Annotated in this window: 14 protein-coding genes and 3 tRNA genes; 7 read left to right on the top strand and 10 right to left on the bottom strand. The window is 38.6% G+C overall.

Going from position 1 to position 19,111, the window contains the following annotated elements:
• Positions 1-249: 249 nt before the first annotated feature.
• Positions 250-918 carry a 7-carboxy-7-deazaguanine synthase QueE gene (queE, locus tag D5018_RS05710; RefSeq protein ID WP_121838050.1) on the top strand — a complete coding sequence of 223 codons (669 nt, stop codon included), beginning with the start codon at positions 250-252 and terminating at the stop codon, positions 916-918.
• Between the two features lie 97 nt (positions 919-1,015).
• Positions 1,016-2,206, top strand: a complete 1,191-nt coding sequence (locus tag D5018_RS05715) for a hypothetical protein (RefSeq protein WP_121838051.1) — start codon at positions 1,016-1,018, stop codon at positions 2,204-2,206.
• A gap of 46 nt (positions 2,207-2,252) precedes the next feature.
• On the opposite strand, the gene D5018_RS05720 is transcribed toward D5018_RS05715, so the two are convergent.
• From D5018_RS05720 to D5018_RS05745, 6 genes are all read right to left on the bottom strand, one after another.
• Positions 2,253-2,696 (bottom strand): hypothetical protein, encoded by a 444-nt coding sequence (locus D5018_RS05720; protein ID WP_133309240.1) that lies wholly within the window; start codon positions 2,694-2,696, stop codon positions 2,253-2,255.
• Positions 2,697-2,810: 114 nt separating this feature from the next.
• Positions 2,811-3,140, bottom strand: a complete 330-nt coding sequence (locus D5018_RS05725; RefSeq protein ID WP_133309241.1) for a hypothetical protein — start codon at positions 3,138-3,140, stop codon at positions 2,811-2,813.
• Between the two features lie 94 nt (positions 3,141-3,234).
• Positions 3,235-4,278 carry a PLP-dependent cysteine synthase family protein gene (locus D5018_RS05730; protein WP_121838054.1) on the bottom strand — a complete coding sequence of 348 codons (1,044 nt, stop codon included), beginning with the start codon at positions 4,276-4,278 and terminating at the stop codon, positions 3,235-3,237.
• Between the two features lie 79 nt (positions 4,279-4,357).
• A tRNA-Tyr gene (locus D5018_RS05735) sits at positions 4,358-4,442 on the bottom strand.
• 42 nt (positions 4,443-4,484) lie between these two features.
• Positions 4,485-4,569 (bottom strand) — tRNA-Tyr (locus tag D5018_RS05740).
• 32 nt (positions 4,570-4,601) lie between these two features.
• Positions 4,602-4,686: transfer RNA gene (locus tag D5018_RS05745), tRNA-Tyr, on the bottom strand.
• 125 nt (positions 4,687-4,811) lie between these two features.
• Here D5018_RS05745 and D5018_RS05750 point away from each other — a divergent pair.
• The 3 genes from D5018_RS05750 (at position 4,812) to D5018_RS05760 (ending at position 7,886) form a co-directional block, all read left to right on the top strand.
• On the top strand, positions 4,812-5,246 hold the full coding sequence (locus tag D5018_RS05750; protein WP_121838055.1) for a VC2046/SO_2500 family protein: 435 nt from the start codon (positions 4,812-4,814) through the stop codon (positions 5,244-5,246).
• A gap of 70 nt (positions 5,247-5,316) precedes the next feature.
• Entirely contained in the window at positions 5,317-5,607 is a 291-nt protein-coding gene (locus D5018_RS05755; RefSeq protein ID WP_121838056.1) for a DUF406 family protein, read from the top strand.
• 95 nt (positions 5,608-5,702) lie between these two features.
• Positions 5,703-7,886: an EAL domain-containing protein gene (locus D5018_RS05760; protein ID WP_121838057.1), complete on the top strand. Its 2,184-nt coding sequence runs from the start codon at positions 5,703-5,705 to the stop codon at positions 7,884-7,886.
• Between the two features lie 66 nt (positions 7,887-7,952).
• On the opposite strand, the gene D5018_RS05765 is transcribed toward D5018_RS05760, so the two are convergent.
• Complete coding sequence (locus tag D5018_RS05765) at positions 7,953-8,438, bottom strand: YchJ family protein (protein WP_121838058.1); 486 nt, start codon at positions 8,436-8,438, stop codon at positions 7,953-7,955.
• Between the two features lie 2 nt (positions 8,439-8,440).
• Positions 8,441-8,989: a hypothetical protein gene (locus D5018_RS05770; RefSeq protein ID WP_121838059.1), complete on the bottom strand. Its 549-nt coding sequence runs from the start codon at positions 8,987-8,989 to the stop codon at positions 8,441-8,443.
• A gap of 177 nt (positions 8,990-9,166) precedes the next feature.
• On the opposite strand from D5018_RS05770, the gene D5018_RS05775 reads away from it, so the two are divergent.
• Positions 9,167-10,348 (top strand): anthrax toxin-like adenylyl cyclase domain-containing protein, encoded by a 1,182-nt coding sequence (locus D5018_RS05775; RefSeq protein WP_121838060.1) that lies wholly within the window; start codon positions 9,167-9,169, stop codon positions 10,346-10,348.
• 643 nt (positions 10,349-10,991) lie between these two features.
• On the opposite strand, the gene D5018_RS05780 is transcribed toward D5018_RS05775, so the two are convergent.
• Together D5018_RS05780 and D5018_RS05785 are read right to left on the bottom strand one after the other, a co-directional pair.
• Complete coding sequence (locus D5018_RS05780; protein ID WP_133309242.1) at positions 10,992-13,355, bottom strand: hypothetical protein; 2,364 nt, start codon at positions 13,353-13,355, stop codon at positions 10,992-10,994.
• A gap of 357 nt (positions 13,356-13,712) precedes the next feature.
• On the bottom strand, positions 13,713-15,563 hold the full coding sequence (locus D5018_RS05785) for a M2 family metallopeptidase (RefSeq protein ID WP_121838062.1): 1,851 nt from the start codon (positions 15,561-15,563) through the stop codon (positions 13,713-13,715).
• 415 nt (positions 15,564-15,978) lie between these two features.
• Between D5018_RS05785 and D5018_RS05790 the strand changes: the two genes are divergently transcribed.
• Complete coding sequence (locus D5018_RS05790) at positions 15,979-19,095, top strand: ankyrin repeat domain-containing protein (protein ID WP_121838063.1); 3,117 nt, start codon at positions 15,979-15,981, stop codon at positions 19,093-19,095.
• The last annotated feature ends 16 nt before the right edge of the window (positions 19,096-19,111 follow it).

Genomic DNA, 19,111 nt, shown 5'->3' on the forward strand with positions numbered 1-19,111 from the left:
TTGTGCAAACAAATCCATTTTTATCGTCAGTTGAAGGGAATTTGCAGATCTGATCGCCACTTTTTCAAACAGTTCCATGAAAAAGTTTAATTGCTTAGAAAGTGATCACATTGTGTAGATACCTATGGGTATGGGCGATTTAATATCTTTTATTCTTCGCTTTTGAGAGAGTTGTACTTGCAGCTAAAGTAAAAATCCTCTATAACAGCGTCCCTTAATTCAAAGCTCAACAGTAAAATTGGTGTCTCAATGCAATATCCAGTAAATGAAGTGTTTGAAACCATTCAAGGTGAAGGTAGTCATACTGGAGTTCCTGCAATTTTTGTTCGTCTTCAAGGTTGTCCTGTAGGCTGTAGTTGGTGCGATACTAAGCAAACGTGGGAGCAGGAGCTGCATAATCAAGTTGCACCAGAAGAAGTCATTCAGGTTGATGGTACGATAGGGCGCTGGGCAATGCATTCCGCTGAATCTTTAATGTCCGCTTTTCAAGATAAAGGGTTTACTGCCAAATTAGTTGTGATAACTGGCGGGGAGCCATGTATTCATGACTTAACGGAATTAACGCAAGGGCTACATGCCAACGGTTATCAAGCCCAAATTGAAACCAGCGGCACATTTGCAGTTAAGTGCGATGAGCAAACCTATGTGACAGTGTCACCGAAAATTAATATGAAAGGCGGGTATAAGGTTTTAGATCAAGCCTTAAAGCGAGCGAATGAAATTAAGCATCCAATAGCCAAGCAAGGGCATATTGATGAGCTGGATGAGCTACTTGACGGCGTTGATCTATCTGAAAAGACGATTTGTTTACAGCCCATTAGCCAAAAGCCTAGAGCTACTGAATTAGCCATGGCAACGTGTATTAAACGTAACTGGCGTTTATCAATTCAAACCCATAAATATTTAGATATTGATTGATATTTGCTCACTGTAATAGATTGATTAATAGATATTAACGTGACAGTTTTAGTTATTTGTAATATTTTTGAAGCGTCAATGTTATTATTGTTTCATTATGTCTATTACCACTTCCGCACCTACATCTCGAGTTGAGTTCATTAATGCTGCCGACTTTTATACATCAGAGGAAGCGTTAACTAATTTAGAAGATGGTTCATTTCATCAAGGTTCTGTTATTCGATTGCATTTGAATGACGGAACCTTTGCTTTCTATTATGTTAATTCGCCACTGCCAACTTCACCTGAAAATAGGCAGCTTTTGATTTCCCATTATTTGAATAAAACGGAAGGGTACACATTTACAGAGGCTAACAAATTAGTTAAGGAACACCTAAAGACTTTTGCACTATATACAACAGAGTTAAATACGCAGGACAATCAGATTCACCACGCATTGCTGGCTGCTTTTCATTGTATTGAATTAAAACAGAAAAAGCAGGCTCAACGCCTCAGCGAGCAACAGGCTTCGTTGATTAATAATCAAGCTAACTATCTAGCAGCACTGACAATCTTTATGATGTTTTTTAAACAGACAAGGTGCTTTGAAAGACAGGCGATAAAAATATTAGATGGTGAAATTAATTCGTTAGAAACAATAGCGAAGGGCATAATCCCTAAGTCTCTTCTGGGGGCGGTAAGGCTAAAGAAATTACTTCAACGTTCATGTAAGCCTGATGCAATTTCGCAAAATATAGATGCTTATCTTCAACGGTTTATGAATATATATTTTCGACTTTTGACGATCTTCTTACAAATCCACCAGGCTTATTCTGAGGTTCATGCAAAAGAAGTGGCAGATTGTCTTAAAAATGCGTCTGAATTCCGTATTGAAATTGGGTGTGGACGAGGAATGGCGACAGCAGCGCTTAATCCATACTTAAAAGTTAGTGCAGCCAGCGATTTGGCACGTCCCATAGATCCATGGCCTAATGTGGAAGTCTTCCAAAATAGCATTGTAGATACCATTAAGTTCTATAGTGAACATGATGTTTTATATCTACTTCATCATCCCATTGGCCGTTGTATTAGTGAAGTTGTTGAAACAAAACTTCCAGTTCTAATTTATGCGACGGGAAAACGAACTCTATTCGAAGATAAAGAAAATGTTCAGCTACAAATCTTATCGTTTGAACATCAACCAACTTGCCTTGATGATGATATAGCTTGTTTGCTTGGTATCAATATGACGAGTGAAAAATTTCGTGAAAAAGTTGAACTAATCCCTGAAAAATATTTAAAGAAATAAACTGAAACAGAATTTAGATTATGGCCAACATAAGCTGGCTTTTTAGTTACCATGTTGAGTTAGTTGAATTGCATAGGCTGTTGTTTCCATGACCAAAACATACGCCAATGACTGCGAAAAAGAGCAGAAGAGAAATGGCTACCGCTACAATTGTTACAATAAAACAGTCCTTCGTTTGTTTGTGGTGACAGAATCTATATAGTTTGCTTGAAGGTGCTTTTTCCTGAGAAGCTCTGATAGATTTATCATTAGCTTGAACCAGCTCTCTTGAGCCACTTAAATTAATAGTACTCGCTTGCGTTTCAGGTTCTGCACTAAAATAGGCTGAATTCGTTTGAGTCGATTTACTACAGCTTTTAGAATGTGAAATCAACTTATAGGTTTTATCTTCTATGATTAGCTTTTCTTGAGACTGAGAAGCAGGAGTGTTCGGTTGTTGATAAGCAATTTCTGGAGACAAGTGGTCAAAAAATTCAATTTTTGCAGCCATGATCTGTAAATCTCTTAAATTCATATGCGCCTACACTTACGCATACAGGACTCAAAGTACAATGAATTATTGTTCAACTATTAAACTTAAATTAGTTGAGGATTAGGTCTGGTTTTAATTGGCTTGAGCAAGCATTAATAAAATGATGATTACCCCTATGCCCAAGCCAAAAGATAAACTTGCAAGGATGAAAGCACATGATACAACATGACTGTCCTTCATTGTCCACTGCTTTGAACGTGCAGTATCTGTATTTCTAGGCTTTCCATAGAAAACTTGCTTTTCTGGATCATGTGTTACTTTCACATTTGTGTGAAATGTTGAGTGCTGCAATGCTGAGCCATTTAACTCTGTTATTTGATATTTTACATCTACATCTAGCGTTAATGGCATAGCTGGAGTGTGGCCGTTGGCTTCACCCTTATAAGGATAGGCAGAATCCATTGGATTCGCCGATAGTTGAGTAACCATAACAATACAAAAAATAAATTTGTTCCATTGTTATATTAACGAGCTGCCAATCCTAGTTAATTATTGTTTAAGCAAACTGCTCCAGCCAAGACTTCGATTTTGATAAATCTCCGATATTAGCTGTCACCCAAGTATCATCATAATAAGTATTTAAATAGCGGGTTCCTGAATCACAAAGTAAGGTGACAATTGATCCTGTCTCACCATTGTTTTTCATTTTTTCAGCAAGCAGCAAAGCACCATATAAATTTGTACCAGTAGATGCCCCCGCTTTTTTACCTATGATTTGTTCAAGCCAATGAATTGTTGCGATTGAAGCTGTGTCTGGAATTTTAAGCATATGATCAACCACACCAGAAATAAAAGAAGGCTCTACTCGCGGGCGGCCTATGCCTTCAATTTTACTGCCTGTTTTACAGGTGAGCGCTTTGTTGCCAGTTTGATAGTAATCATAAAAAACCGAGTTGTCAGAATCGACGACACAGAGCTTAGTGTCTAATGCCTGATAACGAAGATAACGACCTATAGTTGCTGATGTCCCGCCTGTCCCTGGACTCATGACAATCCACTTAGGAATTGGGTGAGGCTCTCGTGTCATTTGTGTAAAAATAGAATCGGCAATATTGTTGTTACCACGCCAGTCAGTGGCACGCTCTGCATACGTAAACTGATCCATATAGTGACCGTTAAGTTCTTTAGCTAAACGCTCAGATTCGGCATAGATTTCACTTGAATGATCAACAAAATGGCATCTACCACCATAAAATTCAATTTGCTGAATTTTCTTTTTAGCAGTACTGCTAGGCATAACGGCAATAAAGGGCAGACCTAACAATCTTGCAAAATAGGCCTCAGAAACCGCGGTGCTGCCAGAGGAGGACTCAATAATCGTAGTATCTTGTTTTACCCAGCCATTACAGATGGCATAAAGAAACAAAGAGCGTGCAAGGCGGTGCTTTAAACTGCCTGTAGGGTGCGTACTTTCATCTTTTAGGTAAATATCTATACCAGCAAGGCTTGGAATATCTAGTTTGATTAAGTGAGTGTCAGCACTACGCTGATAGTCTGCTTCGATTTTTTGTATAGCTTGATTTACCCAAGAATTACTCATTGAAAATTCCATCTAAATAGATTCTGAGTAAAGGATAGAGAAATTAGTATGGAAAAAAAAGCTTGTGGGTCAAAGAAATTGGTGGAGGGAGAAGGATTCGAACCTTCGAAGGCGGAGCCGTCAGATTTACAGTCTGATCCCTTTGGCCACTCGGGAACCCCTCCACATTTGGAATTGTGCTTTGTTTCAAAATAAGAATAAATAAATGGTGGAGGGAGAAGGATTCGAACCTTCGAAGGCGGAGCCGTCAGATTTACAGTCTGATCCCTTTGGCCACTCGGGAACCCCTCCATGACTATTTATTTATATTTTGATTGCAAAAATGGTGGAGGGAGAAGGATTCGAACCTTCGAAGGCAGAGCCGTCAGATTTACAGTCTGATCCCTTTGGCCACTCGGGAACCCCTCCTTATTTTGCGGCGGCAATAGTAGTCAGATTTTTTCAAACTGTAAAGGGTGAAAGTCAAATAAAGCTAAAGTTCTAGCTTGTATGGTCGATAAATTACCAAAGAAAGTCTTTTTTGATGAAAGTTTATGCAGCTGAAGCCAGTAATAGTTAATGAGTTAGATATAGGAGGCCAATTAAACAAGGCCACCACGTCTAACCATCGCAGCGAGTTTTCACTGTTACTGGCACTGATGTCGCAAGATGTTCAAGCTATGGCTCCGTTTTCTGAGAACTGCGCTCAGGAGTTAGTAACCGATCTATCAAAAGATGAAAATCCAATCGATAATGGCTCTATTTTTCATAAATATGGTTTAACAGAGTTCAGACTTCAGCAAGAACTAAAGCCTGAAGCATTAGTGACTCGAGGATCAAGATACTTTGGTCTGCAACAAGCGATTGAAAATTGTGATATCCATGTTCAGCTAAAACATAACCCTGTTAAGCAAAATCAAAAAAAATTAGAACTAAATTTAGTTGAGAGCATTCAAAAGCAGGAGCAAATGCTCGATTTAGTGATCTAAGTCAGAGTTGAGGAAGAGGAAGATGACGATGACATATAATGCCGATTCTTTCTAAACAAAGAGGTTCGCCATGAAAAGCATTAAACAAAACCAGTTATTGGATGTGAATGATACATGCAACACATGCGGTGCTTTTGTTGATGTTGGTGCCGTGATTGGTGAAGATGATAAGCAGCTAGTGGTTTCTTTATCTGGTGACAGGGCTGAGCAAGAAGCTCAAGATTTAATCGCAGCAGCTACCAGTCAATTTAGCGATGTGAGTTATCATCTTGATTCGATTAACAATGAATTAGTATTAACTTTTGATTTTGTAGTTGCAGTAGAGAAGATGCTTTTTCAAATGCAAAATAAATTAGTATAGAATATTGTCATTTGGACAATGCAGGCTTGAATTACCCTCTTTTTATAAAGTAATCTTTGGCCTCATTGAAGGTTTGGCTTTCATAAGGGATATATGTGAAGCGTCGTAAGTATCAGCACATTGTTGAATCCATAGTTAACTCAGAACAAAAACAACAGGGAAATTTTAAAGAAACCGCTGAGTTGGTTACTGATTTGTTACTAAAGCACCTAAACATCACAGGTGTCAGTGTTTGGTTGTTCAATCGTGCTCAAGAAGCGCTAAGTTTAGTTTCTCATAGTGGACTGAAAAGCATCAAGGATGGTGAAAATTTCGTCCAAATTAACATCTACCCAAATTATTTAGAGCAACTCAAGAGCTGTAGAGTCATTGATGTCAACGATACTTCGACAGACCCAAGAGTCGAAGAGTTTATCGAAACTTATATCAAGCCTAGTAATATTAAGTCCTTTCTAGATGTGCCTATTCGTATCAATGGTCATCTTGAAGGTGTTATTAATTTAGAACGAACTGACCAACAAAAAAATTGGACGGATAGCGAAATCTATTTTGTTTCTCAGCTTGCAGACCAATTAGCGTTAACTCTGGCCACGAATCATACCTATGCTCAAGATGAGCAAATATCTCTATTTAAATGTGCCGCTGAACAAGCTCAGCAGATTTTCATGTTAGTAAACATGGAAACTCAAATAGTAGAATTCGTAAATGATGCCTATGAAAAGATAACAGGTGTAGCCAAGGAAACTTTTATGGGTAAACCTATTACTGAGTTGATGATATTTAAATCTCGACCAGATGTTGCAGAAAATATGCTTGCTGCTCTCAAAAAAGGAGAGAAAGTTGTAGGTGAAGTTAAAGTTGATACACCTTCAGGTAAAAGTTATTGGGCTGGATATAACTGTAGCCCGTTTATAACGTCGAGAGGGAAAAAATACGCTCTGATTAATAATGAAGATATTACTGAGAAACGTCAGCAACAAGAAGAGTTAGAGCGCTTAGCATGGAATTGTACGCTCACTAATTTAAAAAACCGAACCTATTTTAATAGCTTATTAGAACGCAGCTTTAATGGTTATTTAGTATTAATAGACCTTAAAAATTTCAAGCATTTTAATGATACTTATGGGCATGAAAAAGGCGATGCACTATTAATAGAGGTAGCGAGAAAGCTTAAACACTTCGCTGAGGTTAAAAAAGCAAAAGAAGTGGCGAGAGTTGGCAGTGATGAGTTTGCCATTATCTTAAGCAGTGAATTCTCGATGGATGAGATTGAGCATTTAGCTTTAGAACTTTATCAAAATCTAAGTAGTAAAATTCAAATTAAGCGACAAAGTGTTGAGCCTAAACCTGCTTTGGCCATTGTGGATATTGCTGAAGTGGCTAATTTAGTCTCACCTTTGACCAGTGCTGATTTGGCTTTGCAAATTGCCAAGAAAAAAGTGACGATACCCATTCAGTGCTTTAACCACGACTTATTATCCTCATTTTTAGATAAAGCACAGATTGAGCAAGACCTGCATGTGGCGATGAATAACCGCCAATTCGAGCTTTATTACCAGCCATTGCGTGATTTAAAAACCGGTGAATACACAGGAGCAGAAGCCTTGATTCGCTGGAATCATCCCAAAAAAGGCGTCATTTTCCCGGGGAGTTTTATTGAGATTGCAGAACAAACCGGTTTTATTAATGTTCTGGGAGATTGGGTATTAGAAGAAGCGTGTCGGAAATTAAACCTGTGGCATCACCAAAAGCCTGATTTGACTATGAATGTCAATGTATCCGCGAGTCAATTATTCAGCGACGACTTGTTTGAAAAAGTTTGGAATTTGCTTAACAAATATCAGCTAACGCCTCAGTCACTTATTTTGGAGATAACTGAAACGGAAATTATGACTGATATTCAAATGGCTACAAATCTTTGTCAGCAATTATCAGAGCTAGGTGTTGGTTTAGCTATTGATGATTTTGGAACGGGATATAGCTCAATGCGTTACTTGAAACAGCTGCCTATTTCAAAATTAAAAATCGATCGCTCGTTTATTTCGGATATTACCGACAGCCACGAAAGTCGAGAAATTGTTAATGCTATTATCGCGATGGCAAAAGCATTGAACTTATCTTTGACGGCAGAAGGGATTGAAACAGGAGAGCAAGAAGGCTATTTGATTGCACAGCATTGTCATCAAGGGCAAGGATATTTATACAGCCCAGCGATTCGAGAAGCGGACTTTATGAAGTTTCTTGAGATTGGGGAAGTAAAAGCTGAATGTGTCATGTAATCCAGCAATCTCATTTTCTAGCTCAGCCTAATTCAAACAAATTTCTGGTTATTCTGCACCTGTAGTCTAGACCCTAAAAGACTCAACCACTTTTGAACAACATTTTTTGAACTTTAACCCACTACCACAAAAGCAAGTATCATTACGAGTAGGGAGTGTAACCTTAAAGTGCTCTCCATCAGTATAAAACCAGCGTCCATCTTTCAATATAAAATTAGATTTTTCAAAAATAGCGTCGAGCTGATTTGACAAGCAATACCAAGCTTTAAAGGTGACAGTACCAGAGTGGGCGTTTTGTGTTGACTCAATAACATTCAAAGCAAGCCAATAGGGCAGAGGAGGAGTTGCTAATTGCTCTGCCGTAATCCCAGGGTGAAATGCTTCATCTTGAGTTGCAATAATATATTCGAAGTTTCTCTTTACAAAAGCACTATAGCGAGAGCGCATTAATTCTTCTGGAGAGTTTGCATAGCGTGTTTGATTATGTAATGCGTAACAACAATCCTGATATGGTTCTTGAAACCCACAAGGGCAAAGTGGAGTATCACTCATTGTTATTCCTTAGAGAGCATTTTTGTTTTACTGAAAAATAACAATTTTTCTGGTGTAAGTCCAAAGTAATGACGAGGCTTTGTATGGGTATTCATTTCGGTTTTCCAAGAGGTGACTTCAGGAGAGCTTCTGTCACCTATTATCAAAAATTTGCTCGCAAACTCAGAGACACCTTGTTCAGTATGGGAGGCGGGAAATACACGAATTAATAGATACCCTATATCTGTTACTCTCTCTTGGGTGATTTCTCTATTTATAATTCGAAACCCAACACTAACCTTAGCGTTTTTGTGTTTTACACGATTAAAAAACTTTTGATAAATCTGCTCAATATTTTTGTTTCCGAATACGAGCTTATCTTTTCGATGTTCGGAAATGTAAATGGCATCTTTGTGATAAATGTTTGCTAGACGTTTACTATCAAGAGCAGAAAACGCTTCAATATAAGCCTGATAGTTTTGATTCATTTTTTGGTTGATCTGCAGTTGTGAATTAGCCAATGAGTGATGGCTCAATACAAAAATACTAATGAACAGCAAAATAGAACGCATGAAATGTACACTTTTAAAAACTTAATTTGTAATATAAATTAAAGTCTCTTTGAGCAACAGAAAATAATATTTACAAAGTGTGTCTAACTGCCTATTCTGTGGCTTCAGTTCAAAAACAAATCTATTTTCAATCGACTTTTAGCTTATTCTTGTCACTCAACTTAATGAGTTAGCGCAATGAAATATTCAAACAACGCTGTAGAAGCTTCTGGCGTAGTTTCATCTCATGCAGCTGTTCTGTTCGATGTAGCAAAACGAAATAACGCCATTATCTTAGTTAGACCCGTCAATCCTGACTCAACTACCCTTATCGAAGAAGGGTTCGCTACTAAAGATCTTCATGTCAAAGGAAAAAGCTCTAATTGGGGGCCACAATCTGGCTTCATTTGTTGTAACCAAGCATACAGTAAACTGGCAACTAAACCTTCAGCTGACATTGGTGCTTTTAATAAAAAAGTAAAAGAAAGTATTTCTGGTCACTACGCGAAAGCTGTGCCTTTGATTATTTCTCGTGAACGAGTCTTTGAATTAGAAAAACATCTAAAAATCAAAACGATGAGACAAGAAAATGGCACGTTAAAGGTTTTTAGTCCTATCAAACCCAATGTGCATTTTCTTTTGTATCCCAACCAACAAATGCCCACTGGAGATCATGTACTGGTTTATAAAAAATATCGCATGGAAGCTGCCAGAATGATTAAGAAGGTACCTAAGTTGCATCAAGGGTATTGGGTATTCACTGAAATCGATTTTGGTAGTGGTCAAAAAGATTGGGAAATTATGCAGGTGTTAGCCGATCAACAAACATGGCTACCATTGACAGCGGATTATGATCTTTTTTCAGTAACTCCTCATTTATCAAACTTTGCCAGCCTTGCTAAATTTAATGGCAATCGTTTTAAAGATGCAGCAGCTGCTGTATCTAAAGCTACTGGCTCCAAAGAGCGCATGTTTGTGCTTCCTAACTTTGGAAGAGTTACCGCTTTTACATTAACGGTAAGAAACGAAATAAATAATGGTGTCGCGGGTCTTGGTGCTCAAAAGGTGGTTCATCATGGTTGTGAGGTTGATAACCCAGTTACCGAATTAGATTATCCAATTACCGCATTCACTCCTTGGAGAGAAGTTGTGGGTGCTGAAAATCAAATGCAGTTGGAGACCTTGGTGAAAGACATACAAAAATTGGGATATGTTTTTTACGGTAATCGACTGTGGAGCCAAAAAGGGGCGGTGACCAGCACGACTAAAGTTAAACAAGACTATCAATGGAACGATAGGGTGGCCGAAGCTGAATTACAATCGATAGAAATCTTTAAAATTTCTGATGTTGAAAAAAAACGAATTATTGTTGGTGGTTAGTAAATGTGGTCGAGTAATAAAGTGTAATACTCGACTCTCTTGAAACCGTGATTCTTGTATCTAAATTTTGTTATAGAAGATGATAAGTATCGTGCTAGGTTCCTCCGAAGCACCTTTCTAGAGGAAAGTTGGAGTAATAAATATTATACCGAACGAAACACGTTACTGGACAAAATCGCGTTATGATAAAAAGTCTAATAAATATTTATCAGAGCAAAGAAATGCATCTTCGATTCATTAAAGAGAATTTTCTTAACCCATATGAATATACTCGTGATACCTGAAGATGCAGGATTTCAGCGAGAATTAATTGTCATTTAGGCAAGGCACTTACCTGTAGTAATAGTTATTCTATTACAAAGGAAAGTAACGCAGTATAAATGGCAATTAAACTCGCACTACGTGGGCTTTTCAGCATTGATTCTTCTTTGTTGTGAAAGCTTGAATTAGCCCGCTAGTTCTGCACTTTCACGCCTCGAATAATGCAACGCTGAATAAGCCCTGAAAGTCGCATCTTCAAGTATCACGAGTATAAAACTTAATATCAACCTAAAAAAGCAGTTCGGCGCATAAATTTCAATTAGAAAAAGCAGAAGCAATTCACTCATCAAAAGACAAATCTATATAGTTAGACAACACTAGTTCATGAAACTTTTAATTGATATTCGCCCTTATCAAATGTGCTTGATTCAAGTGCATCAAGATTTAACAGAACGAATCCACTTGAAGCTCCAACATTTTTTGCAGGTTGGTCTTGATTACTAGTATTAGCTGTATCCAATAATTCTGGGGATGTTTCACGTACGGCCTTAAGGGAAAGCTCTTTTACAACTTGCTTGGCCTGTTCTGCATTGAGCTCAATACCTTCCACACGGAATCTTTCTTGCACTCGCTGTATTGTTTTGCACTTAACGCAGCAAATCACCACACCTGAAGCCGTTATTAAAATAGTTACTCCTGCAAAAATGACAATACCGATAACAATAATGTTTGTATTAATGCCCTCATCAATGTTGTGAACTGCGGATGTGACACTTGGATCTAAACTTGGTAGGACATATTTTTTCGAAAATGATGTTGATGTCACTTTATCTTGGGTTACATTACGATTAACACTGTTTGTTGGCGGCGCTGATGATAAAGAAATATCTTGAGTTTCTGTAGAATGCGTTAATTTTTGTGAAGTTGAAGTTGAAGTTGAAGTTGAAGTTGAAGTTGAAGTTGAAGTTGATGGTGTTGGCTGATTGGGGCTGGTTACAGAGCTTGAGCTTGAACTAGAAGGCTCAGGCAAGTTTCTTAAATCTGTGATAGTTAAATTTTCATGGCTGAATATGTCACTCCCGTTCAAATTAATTATTCGTGCGTTATCACGTAAAGTAATAAATGAATTGGCGGGTACGTCTATTAACTGAATAATTGCATCGTCGATGGCTTCCATCTTTGTCTGGAACGATTCGCCTTTACTAACATTAGCAAACGTTACTTTACCTTGGTCTTGGACAAATAAGTTAGCGGCTTTGCCAGAGCCACCTCTAAACAAAACAGTTCCATTTTGGCAAATCGTAACATTTGCCTGAAGCAGTGCAGTGCCAGAAGCCGCTAGACCTAAGCCACCCGTGTTTTGCACATTAAGTGTAGCGTTGTGAAGTGATTTACCATTGGCATCAACACCGTTCCCTGCGGTATTCACAATAATTAAATTACATCGCTTACCTGAATCTTCTTTAGAAACAAATCCGATACCACCAGAATTATTGATTTTCATATTGGCATCGGCACAGGCTTGACCAAAAGACTGTAACCCTATTCCATTTGAATTCTCAATCAATACGGTTGCACCAGCGGCTGCATTAGATGATACATTCCCTCCTACATAGTCGTTATTTGTTAACACAAGAGTGGCATTAATTAACGTGTTGTTTAACCCTACAAAGCCAACAGAGCCTTTATGGTGATAGTTAATGTCAGTAACGTTTACATAGGCTCTATACCCTGCACTGCCTTCCAACAAGCACAAAGCAGGAACTAAATGAAAACCATGCTCATGCAAATCAAGGAAAATTTGCGCCTCTCTTGCTGCACTTTCATTCAAATGCAAAAAGCCAAAATTGACAACTAGCTTTGCTTTTTCAGCTGAATGTCCCTTTGCAGTCCATGCATAAGCTCCATCGAGTATTGCTTCACCACAGTACCCATCATTCCCTGAGATTGTCTTGTTCTTGGGAAAAATTATTTCAGGTCTTGGCATTGTGCAGTTTTGAACAGGTGGTAGCGGGTCTATATATTCTTCATCTAAAGACAATAATTCACGCATCACCATTCGCTTTGGCTGCAAACTGTCTTTAAGGTTTGGAGACTCAAGGTGCCGTTTTATTAATGGTTCTTGTGGTGCATCATAGTATGCATCGCCATCTGCATCGATAACCACACCCTGATCTGTGCTTGTTGACTTAGGCATGGCTGGAATACGGCTGTTTATGTAATCCACTACACCATCTGCCACTTGACCAGCGGCATAAGCCCCCATTGCACCAAAGACAGCATTTGCTCCACGGCGAGCATAACTATCTTTGGGGACTTTCAATTCTTCCCAAACGGTATCTGAAGCTTTAGCTGCAAACTGCCCACCTACTAAACCTGCAGTCGCTTTTATCGTGCCAGCAGCAAAACCAGACGGAGAAAGAGCCCCCATCGCTGCGCCTTGTAATAGTGTACTGCTAGCCTTGACTGCATATTTAACACCTTGTTTGCTTCTTACTGATTGAGGTAATAACTCTGTTCCTTTTTCTTCGATAAATTGAACCATCTTTCCTGTTTGCTGAGCGGCGACACAATAAGCTAAACCCATACCCGCAGCGCCAATACCACCTGTCGCTAAACCTGCACCAGTGGCTATCGAAGCAGAGAGCACTGTCTCCGCTGAAGGGAGGTGCTGATATATTTGATTGGCGGTATCTTCAAGCTTATTAACTAGCCCTAGAGCTGAGGAAAAGGGTACGGTTGCCATGCACATAATGTCTCCTTAATACATTAAAAGTGTGCTTTTATATTTGGAGAAAGGTTAAACAACGTATTGATAGTAAATCTCTTTTTGTGAACAAAAGTTAACCTACTAATTCGATTAAAAATTTATTAAGTAAAAGATATTGGAATAAGTGATTAATTCTGTTTTTGAATGGATGCCTTGGCTTATGGGATACAAGAGGTAGATTTTTTATGCTAACACGGAATGTGGAAAAAGTGAGTCAGCTAGAAAAAATCAAAGGCAATTCAGTATGATACTTAAAACTTGGTGTGATTTTTTTATGACTCTATAACAGTAAATAAAGCCTGCTCTGCAGGCTTTATTTGAGCTATTAAGTTATTACCAACCACACTGGTTATTTTGCATTTTATTTTGCTTATCTAACCACACTTTAAGTGGTGCAAAATAATCGAGAACCGCTTGTGCATCCATATCGCGTTTGCCCGTAACCACTTCAAGAGCGTCAGGCCAAGGCTTACTTGCGCCCATTTCAAGCATTTTGTTAAGCTTTTCACCAGCGGCTTTATTGCCGTATATTGAGCAGCGGTTAACGGGGCCTTTATCCCCAGCAATATCACACAATGCTTTGTGGAATTGGAACTGAAGAATATGTGCTAAGAAGTAACGAGTGTAAGGAACATTGCCTGGTACGTGATATTTAGCACCCGGATCAAAGTCGCTTTCGTCGCGAGCAACAGGAGGTCTAATGCCTTGATATTTTTCTCTTAGTTCCCACCAAGCTTTGTTATATTCACTCGGTTTGATTTGACCACTAAAGACCTTCCAGCGCCATTGATCGATCATCAAGCCAAATGGCAAAAATGCGACTTTATCCAGTGCTTGTTTTAGCAATAAACCAATGTCTTTTGACTGATCGGGCACTTGTTCAAGTAGACCAATTTTTTTCAAATATTTTGGCGTAATAGATAGCGCAATGGTATCGCCAATCGCTTCGTGGAAGCCATCGTTAGCACTGTTTTGGAATAAGAAAGGTTGTTCTTTATAAGCACGTTGATAGAAATTGTGTCCAAGTTCATGGTGAATAACGGTAAACTCTTCACCGGTTTTTTGGATACACATCTTGATACGAATATCGTCTTTGTTATCAAGATCCCATGCAGATGCGTGACACACTACGTCACGATCTTTCGGTTGAGTAAACAAAGAGCGAGTCCAGAAAGTTTCTGGTAAAGCATCAAAACCTAGAGAGGTAAAGAAACCTTCAGCTTGTTTGACCATTTTCTTTTCATCGTAGTCGTGCATAGCTAATAGTTTAGTCACATCATAACCAGGGTCACCGTTTTCAGGTGCTACATCATCATAGATATTGCCCCAAGACTGTGCCCACATATTACCTAATAAATGAGCAGGGATAGGGCCAGATTTTGAAACCACATCATCACCGTACTCTTTATTTAGTTCACCACGAACATAACAGTGTAACGATTCATAAAGTGGTTTTACGTCCCCCCATAAGCGATCCAGTTCTTGTGAGAAGTCGTCAGGTTTCATATCGTATTGGCTACGCCATAAAACAGATAGGTCTTTAAAGCCAAGATCACGGGAACCTTCATTGGCTAACTGAACCTCACGCTCAAACAAAGGGCGCATCGGTTTAGATATTTCGCGCCAACCCTCCCAGACTTCTTCAAGCAATTTAGGATCGTGTGATTCAGCCATGATGGCAGACAACTCAGGTAGAGTCATGCATTTGCCATCTTTAAAGCAGTATTTCCCTTTACCATACATGCCATTGAGTTCGGCACTGATATTAGCAAGTTCTGCATTCTTTTTAGGATCTAACGGAGCGGGTAATACCAAACTTGTGCGTAACATGTTGAGCTTTCGCTCGTTCACTGGGTCAAGCTTTACGCTAGCAAATCTAGCGGCTTCAGTGGCGAATTTCACAGAGTTTGCAGTGTACTTTTCACCAACGGCTGCGGCTAATGCTGCAGTATCTTCAGTGATAAAGTTACTGTAAATCCATTCTGCGCGGTTAGCTTCAATAGACATATCAGCTAATTTACTTTCTGCTTTATGGATAAACTCTTTTGCTTGAGCTGGTGTCGGTTCTGTATTGGTGTTTGTAGCGGCATTTTCCTGTGCTTTTTGTCCACCACAGGCACTTAATCCTATGCTAACGGCAATAAGCAATGACAATCGCGCAGGTTTTTGACTAAAGGCTTTCATCTGAGATTCCTCATTTTTATTTTCGCTTATACTCGTGATATTTGAAGATGCAACTTTCAGGGCTAGTTCAGCATCGCATTATTCGAGGCGTGAAAGTGCAGAACTAGTGGACTAATTCAAGCTTTCATAACAAAGAATAATGCGATGCTGAACAGCCCACGAAGTGCGAATTGAATTGCCATTTATGCTGCGTTGCTTCCCCTAAAAATAGGATGGCTATTTCTGCGGGTAAGCGCCTTGCCTAAATGGCAATTCAAGCTCGCTGAAATCCTGCATCTTCAGGTATCACGAGTATAGTTTATCTAAGAGTCTTAGTTGTAACAATTGAAGCGGATGAAATTCATAAAAAGTTGGATAAGTAATTGTTCAGCAAAATAGCCGTATAGTTAACAAAATACACTTACATTCAAAAACTATGAGTGTTCAATGTGTTCAACTGGCATCGAGTGAATTTACGATTTCTGAAAATCCTAAAATTCATTTCTTATACGCGTGCACCACTGGTGATACCCATCAATTGTCACAGTGTATAGATGGCATAGATGATTTGGCTGCCACAACTGATGAAAACGGCTTCAATGGTTTACACCTAGCTTGCATGAATGGCCACGTAAAGGTGGCAGAATTTTTGCTCCAAAAAGGTATTGATATTGACTATCCGACCAGTAATGTACTTAAAGAAACCTCGCTGCATATTGCGATACGTTGCAAAAAACAAGAGCTTGTACAATTACTACTGAAGAATGATGCTGACGTAACGAAAAATTGCGCACTCAACGGTGGTGATGCTTTACGCTTAGCGATTGAAGTCGAAGAACCTAAAATCGTTAGGATGTTGCTTGAAAAGGGAGTAGACCCTTTTTTTATCAGTAAAGCATATCCGCAAAGTGCATTTGAATTAGTGTGCGAAAGGCAAATGCGGCCTATTGTGTTTTTAATGTTAGAGCACTTTTCAACAGAGCATAAGAGATCATACGCTCCACAAATTATACAAAGTTTATTGTTACTGTTGCCTAATCCAGACTCTATGGCTTCGCAGTGTAAATGCAGAAGAGCAGGGCAAGCTCTCAATACTATGTTGGTTAAGCATAATGAATACTTCAAAGAAACACTTAAACGACATGAATTAATCTTACCTAATCTGCACAATCGAAATTCAGTATTTTGCATGCAACTCGCAGTCATCTATGATGATTTTCTGGTCTTTCAGCATCTGATGTCGCTGCACAATGAACCGCTGAAAGACGCTAAAAATGCTCTTTCGTATTGTGAGCTGGCTATTTGGTTTGAAAGCACGGAAATCCTTAAAGTCTTACTCCAACACAATCCGCAAGCAGCAACAGAAATAAGCGTTGTAATAAAGCCGTTTTCTCTACAAACAATAGGATTTTTTACCAGTGCAGATGTAGTAAAAGTGTTAACAGAGCATTCAAACTTGAGGGTAGCTGAACCTGCATTTAGGGATCAAAACTTAAATGCTATAGGATTGGCTATAATGCTGCGCGATTATCAACTTCTGACTTTTTTGCTGCAAGACGGGCAGGATTGCTCCTTTGTTGCTGGTGCAGATTTGGCGCATTCGATGCCAGCGATTCACTATGCTGTGTTAAGAAATGATGTTATGGCTTTGAGCATTATTCTGCAATTTACTTCAAAGTTATTACCTTCATTAGAAAGTCCAATGATTCGTTTGCTTTGCAAAAAAGATCCACAGGGAAGAACACCACTGAATATCGCTTTAATTTCAGAACATCATAATGCAGTTGGATTTTTATTGGCTAGGATTCCACTAAAACAACTTGAGGTTGATGACGCGAATTTATTAGCTCAATACTATTTAAAAAATGATTTAGTGTCCAAATTAGAAGAAGCAATTCTATCAAGGCAATTGAAGTGCAGTCGCAATAGCTTATTGAATGCTGTTATATCGGCAAAGAATATTTCAGCTCTTCGGTCTTTGATGAAGTACATTGATTTTTCTAAGGCAACCTCAAGTTGGAAAATACTGGAGCTGTGCCAAGATTCGCCTGAAATGTTTGCGTACCTGATTCAAATCCAAAAAATCAGGCCATTTTTAAACGCATCAGAGTTGATTTATTGCTTTATGGTTTTTTGTTCGAATCTAAAGCTAGAATGCTGTAAAAAAATGTTAGAAATCGAAAGTATTGCAAAGTTTGTATCGTCTGCTGAAATAACAAAGTATTATCAAAAATTATTCAGTAACATGAGCTTAGACTTGCTGCTGTTACTATTAGAACATGGTTTTCGAGTGGATCAAGCGGATAGAAATGGAAAAGAAACAATAGAGTATGCTTTCGAAACATCACTTGAAATTACAGCCTTTATATTAAGTGTCGGAGTGATACTAAAACGGCAAGCTAATGGTACAGCAGGATTATATACGGTACTGCCAAAGTCAGAGCTTTTTTTTGATGATAATACACATCTTGATGAGTTAGATGTACTCATTAATAAGCCTGTTGCACTAAATGCATTTTTAGGTGAATTTAATAAAGAAATAGCAAATCAACCAGCTGATCCAATGACGCATCTGTCAGAGATGTTAAGAAAAGAGCAACGAGAGTGGTTTGCGTTCTTAAGCCATACTCCTTCGAAAGAATATGTGAAGTCTTGGTTAGATGAACACCCTAATGCCCGCCATTATCTGAACCGTTATTTTTGGGTCACAGGTTGGACAACGATACATTATGTGATTCATTTAAAGCGCATAGACTTAATCCCATTATTAATTGAAAGAGGAGTTGACCCTTTAAGGCAAACTCAAATCACTAAACAAACGGCAATGCATTTAGCTGTAAGGGTTGATGATGTTGAGGCTGTAACATATTTAGCTAAATTTCAGCCGTTATATTGGATAAAAAACATCGATAGTGAAGGTGCGTATGATGTTGCGATAAAAGAGCATCATTATAAGTTGAATGGTGTTTTTGATATTTTACTTAGGCTGAGAAAATTTAGGCCGAGAGGGCAGTCTTTTGGGAAAGGCACTCAAACGGAAAGTTTATCAAATTTATCTGATTTAACTCGAGTTATTTGGTGTGATTATGAGCTTTATGTACTTCAAGATTATTTATCACAAAGCAAATACAAAGCCCTTGTTAACCAACGATTATCCTGTCGTGAATATAACCCGTTAGAAGTGGCTGTTGTTCGAAAACGTGAGCAGCACGTGCGTTGTTTACTTGTTTCTGGTGCGGATTACAAAGCGTTAGTGCCAAATTGCAGACACAATGTTTTCCACCTCTTATGCTCGAGTGTTTACAGTGATACTGAAGATTGTAACAAAGTATGGAGTGTGCTTATTGAGCATATTCCTGCGCCTATTGTAATGAAGATGCTTAGCCAGAAGGATGCTAAGGGAAAGAATCCCATTGAATTAGCCCAACACTTGCAAGTCACCTTGTTAACAGAATTATTCCAGCAGTTTGTCGCTCCCAAAGTGACTGAACCAAGTGTTACATATTCAAAAATTGAAGAGCCAGGATATGTTGAATTGGATCAGATAAGATAAATGGATAAAAAGCCCT

The organism is Parashewanella curva (genome assembly GCF_003675895.1).
Classification (GTDB): domain Bacteria; phylum Pseudomonadota; class Gammaproteobacteria; order Enterobacterales; family Shewanellaceae; genus Parashewanella; species Parashewanella curva.